This is a genomic window from Streptococcus sp. A12 (assembly GCF_905372335.1).
Taxonomy (GTDB): domain Bacteria; phylum Bacillota; class Bacilli; order Lactobacillales; family Streptococcaceae; genus Streptococcus.
The window spans coordinates 1-4,288 of sequence record NZ_CAJPOU010000087.1 but is presented as its reverse complement, the minus strand read 5'-3'; the positions used below and the strand labels follow the sequence as shown (position 1 = coordinate 4,288).

At 40.3% G+C, this 4,288-nt stretch carries 3 protein-coding genes; all 3 read left to right on the top strand.

The window, feature by feature from the left end:
• Nucleotides 1-46: 46 nt before the first annotated feature.
• The gene (locus QZ158_RS07885; RefSeq protein ID WP_293887397.1) at nucleotides 47-2,695 is read left to right on the top strand and encodes a valine--tRNA ligase; all 2,649 of its coding nucleotides are present in this window, start codon (nucleotides 47-49) and stop codon (nucleotides 2,693-2,695) included.
• Nucleotides 2,696-2,716: 21 nt separating this feature from the next.
• Complete coding sequence (locus QZ158_RS07880) at nucleotides 2,717-3,475, top strand: hypothetical protein (RefSeq protein WP_268713930.1); 759 nt, start codon at nucleotides 2,717-2,719, stop codon at nucleotides 3,473-3,475.
• 10 nt (nucleotides 3,476-3,485) lie between these two features.
• The coding region (locus QZ158_RS07875) for a DGQHR domain-containing protein (RefSeq protein ID WP_293887394.1) at nucleotides 3,486-4,288 on the top strand (803 nt) is incomplete at its 3' end.

Genomic DNA, 4,288 nt, shown 5'->3' with positions numbered 1-4,288 from the left:
AAGCAGATTCAAAATAAAATGAATACAATAGAGAAAGGACAAACACATGTCTAAACAACTTTCACCTAAATACAATCCAGCCGAGGTTGAGGCTGGTCGTTACCAAAAATGGCTTGACGCTGATGTTTTCAAGCCTTCAGGCGATCAAAAGGCTAAGCCTTATTCAATCGTGATTCCACCACCAAACGTAACTGGGAAACTCCACCTTGGTCACGCTTGGGACACGACTCTCCAAGATATCATCATCCGTCAAAAACGCATGCAAGGCTTTGATACACTTTGGCTTCCAGGGATGGACCACGCTGGGATTGCGACTCAGGCTAAGGTTGAGGAGCGCTTGCGTGGTGAAGGCATTTCCCGCTATGACCTTGGTCGTGAAAAATTCCTAGATAAAGTCTGGGAATGGAAAGACGAATATGCCACTACTATCAAGGAACAATGGGGCAAGATGGGTCTCTCTGTAGACTACTCTCGCGAGCGTTTCACCCTTGACGAAGGCTTGTCAAAAGCTGTTCGCAAGGTCTTTGTGGACCTATACAAGAAAGGCTGGATCTACCGTGGTGAGTTTATCATCAACTGGGACCCAGCAGCTCGCACAGCCCTTTCTGATATCGAGGTGATTCACAAGGATGTCGAAGGTGCCTTCTACCACATGAACTACATGCTAGAAGACGGCTCACGCGCCCTTGAAGTGGCGACTACTCGTCCTGAGACCATGTTTGGGGACGTTGCCGTTGCGGTCAATCCAGAAGACCCACGCTACAAGGACTTGATTGGTAAAAATGTCATCCTTCCAATCGCTAATAAATTGATTCCAATCGTTGGAGATGAGCACGCAGATCCCGAGTTTGGTACTGGTGTCGTGAAAATCACGCCTGCCCACGATCCAAACGACTTCTTGGTTGGTCAACGTCACAACTTGCCGCAAGTCAACGTCATGAACGACGACGGAACTATGAATGAGCTTGCCTTCGAGTTTGCAGGTATGGACCGTTTTGAAGCTCGTAAGGCAGTCGTTGCCAAGTTGGAAGAAATTGGTGCCTTCGTTAAAATCGAAAAACGTGTCCACAGTGTTGGTCACTCAGAGCGTACAGGTGTAGTGGTTGAACCACGCTTGTCTACGCAATGGTTCGTCAAGATGGACCAATTGGCGAAAAATGCCATCGCCAACCAAGACACAGACGACAAGGTAGAATTCTACCCACCTCGTTTCAACGATACCTTCCTCCAATGGATGGAAAATGTCCACGACTGGGTTATCTCTCGTCAGCTCTGGTGGGGTCACCAAATCCCTGCTTGGTACAATGCTGAGGGTGAAATATATGTCGGCGAAGAAGCTCCAGAAGGTGACGGTTGGACTCAGGACGAAGACGTCTTAGATACTTGGTTCAGCTCTGCCCTTTGGCCATTCTCTACTATGGGCTGGCCTGATGTCGACTCAGAAGACTTCAAACGTTACTTCCCAACATCAACTTTGGTGACTGGTTATGATATTATTCCGTTCTGGGTGTCTCGGATGATTTTCCAAGGTTTGGAATTTACTGGCAAGTCGCCATTCAAAAATGCCTTGATTCATGGTCTCATTCGTGATGAGCAAGGACGCAAGATGTCGAAATCTCTTGGTAACGGGATTGATCCAATGGATGTTATTGATAAGTACGGAACAGATAGCCTTCGTTGGTTCCTTTCAAACGGTTCTGCGCCAGGGCAAGACGTGCGCTTCTCTTACGAGAAAATGGATGCTTCATGGAACTTCATTAACAAGATCTGGAACATCTCTCGCTACATCCTCATGAACAATGAAGGCTTGACCCTTGAGCAAGCAACTGCCAATGTGGAAAAAGTTGTCAACAAGGAAGCTGGAAATGTCACAGACCGTTGGATTCTCCACAACCTCAATGAAACCATCGGAAAAGCTACTGCCAACTTTGATAAGTTTGAGTTTGGTGTGGCTGGTCACATCCTCTACAACTTCATCTGGGATGAATTTGCGGACTGGTACGTTGAGTTGACCAAGGAAGTCCTTTATAGCGATAACGAAGAAGAGAAAGTTATCACACGTTCTGTTCTCCTTTACACTTTGGACAAGATCCTTCGTCTCCTTCACCCAATCATGCCATTCGTGACAGAGGAAATCTTTGGACAAATCTCAGAAGGCTCTATCGTTACAGCAGAATACCCAACTGTTAACCCAGCCTTTGAAGACCTTGCTGCCCACACTGGTGTCGAAAGCCTCAAAGACTTGATCCGTGCTGTTCGTAATGCGCGTGCGGAAGTAAACGTTGCCCCAAGCAAGCCAATCACCATCCTTATTAAGACAAGCGATAGCGACTTGGAAGCCTTCTTTAATAGCAATGTCAACTACATCAAACGCTTCACAAATCCAGAACACTTGGAAATCGCATCAACCATTCCTGCACCTGAACTCGCGATGTCAAGCGTCATCACAGGAGCAGAAATCTACTTGCCTCTCGCAGACCTCCTCAATGTCGAAGAAGAACTCGCTCGTCTCGACAAGGAATTGGCTAAATGGCAAAAAGAACTGGACATGGTCGGTAAGAAGCTCTCTAACGAACGCTTCGTAGCCAATGCCAAACCAGAAGTCGTCCAAAAAGAACGCGACAAACAAGCCGACTACCAAGCCAAATATGACGCGACCGTAGCACGTATTGATGAGATGAAGAAGTTGGTTTAGAGATGTAGAATAGGAGTGGTTATGGAATACCAATTAAAGGGCCTTGTAACATATAGAGGTTCGATATCTTCTGATGATCCTAATGACTATAGTGATTTTATCAAGTTTTGCAATGAAAAAATTGATGGAAATTTAAAAAAATTAATATTTAATGAAATTGATGGGCTGACAACTACAATAAATAAGCCAATATATATTGTTGGTTTAAAATCAGGTAACTATGTTATTTTACAAGAACACAAAAAGCCTTTCTTGGATATCTATTTAATTTGGTATAATCTATCTTTTAAAGATGCACTTCAAGAGTCAGTATATTCTTTAAAAGTTGAGTTGAAAAACGATTGGAAATCTTCGAGTTTTAATAATCGTAAAACTCCAAAAGTTGAGATGAATCAATCGACTTTATCATCAACTTATAAATCTAAGGAAGGGATTGGGCAAGCCTCGATTGATACAACTCCAGATTTGAATATAAAATTCAAAATAAATAATTCTCCTTTTTTTAACGGTGAATTTATTACCTACTCTATAGTTTGTATTTTAATGGTAGTCTTTATTGTCATAAAAAAAGATTATGTCGAATTTAGTCTATCAATCATTCTACCGTTTATTGTAGCTATGATAATACATACTGTAAATTATTGCCGGTCAAAGAAAAAGAATGTTGAAATCGATATTGAATCGTTTACCACTGAATACTTGAATAAAGATATAAAAGATATGCTATCGAAATTAAATAAAGTTGATGAAGATTACGATGACCCTAAGACGATAGAATAAGGAGGAGGAAATGCTCGATAAACCAATTAATTTTCCATATCATTTTCCATATTTGGAAGTTGATCAAAAAGGAGAGAGTTTTTATTTAACTAAAATGCCGGTCTCAATTTTAAAAAAACTTGTAAACTTTCATTTTAGAATTGCTGAAAATGATAGTTTCACAAATGCAGAACAATATATAGCAAAATTAGAGAGGTTAGGAATTGAAACTGATGCTGTTGAAAATGGTTTGCAACGCAGAACGGATTTAAAGCGAATCAATGATATTTCGAGTTTTGTGAATGAATCAGAGGGGATAGTGTTCCCAACTCCATTAGTTTTATCTTTGAATGTGTTTGAAAAGAACAATGAGAAAAAAGAAGACTATTATATTTTTTATGATAATGAAATCTATTTTTCGGAGAATGTAGAATTCACGATAATTGATGGACAACATAGATTGGCTGGTTTGGTAGCAGCTTTTTCTAAAGATAAAGTTAATAATGATATTGAAATGCCTATTACTCTCCTACTAGATGCGAATATTTCAATTGCTTCTAAAATGTTTATTGATATTAATGGAAATCAGAGAAAAGTCAATAAATCAGTGATTTATGATTTATTTGAGAATACTGATCCGAAAGAGGTGGAGTTAATCAGTAGATTTGCTAGCGCTGTTAGAGTGTTAAATTCTAAGAAATCTTCACCACTATATAAAAGAATAAAAATGTTGGGTACTGGTGATGGAACTATTTCTCAAGCATTTATGATTGATTATTTAATGAATAGCTATAAACCATATCCTAATTTTGGAAGTCAAGAAATTTATTCTAA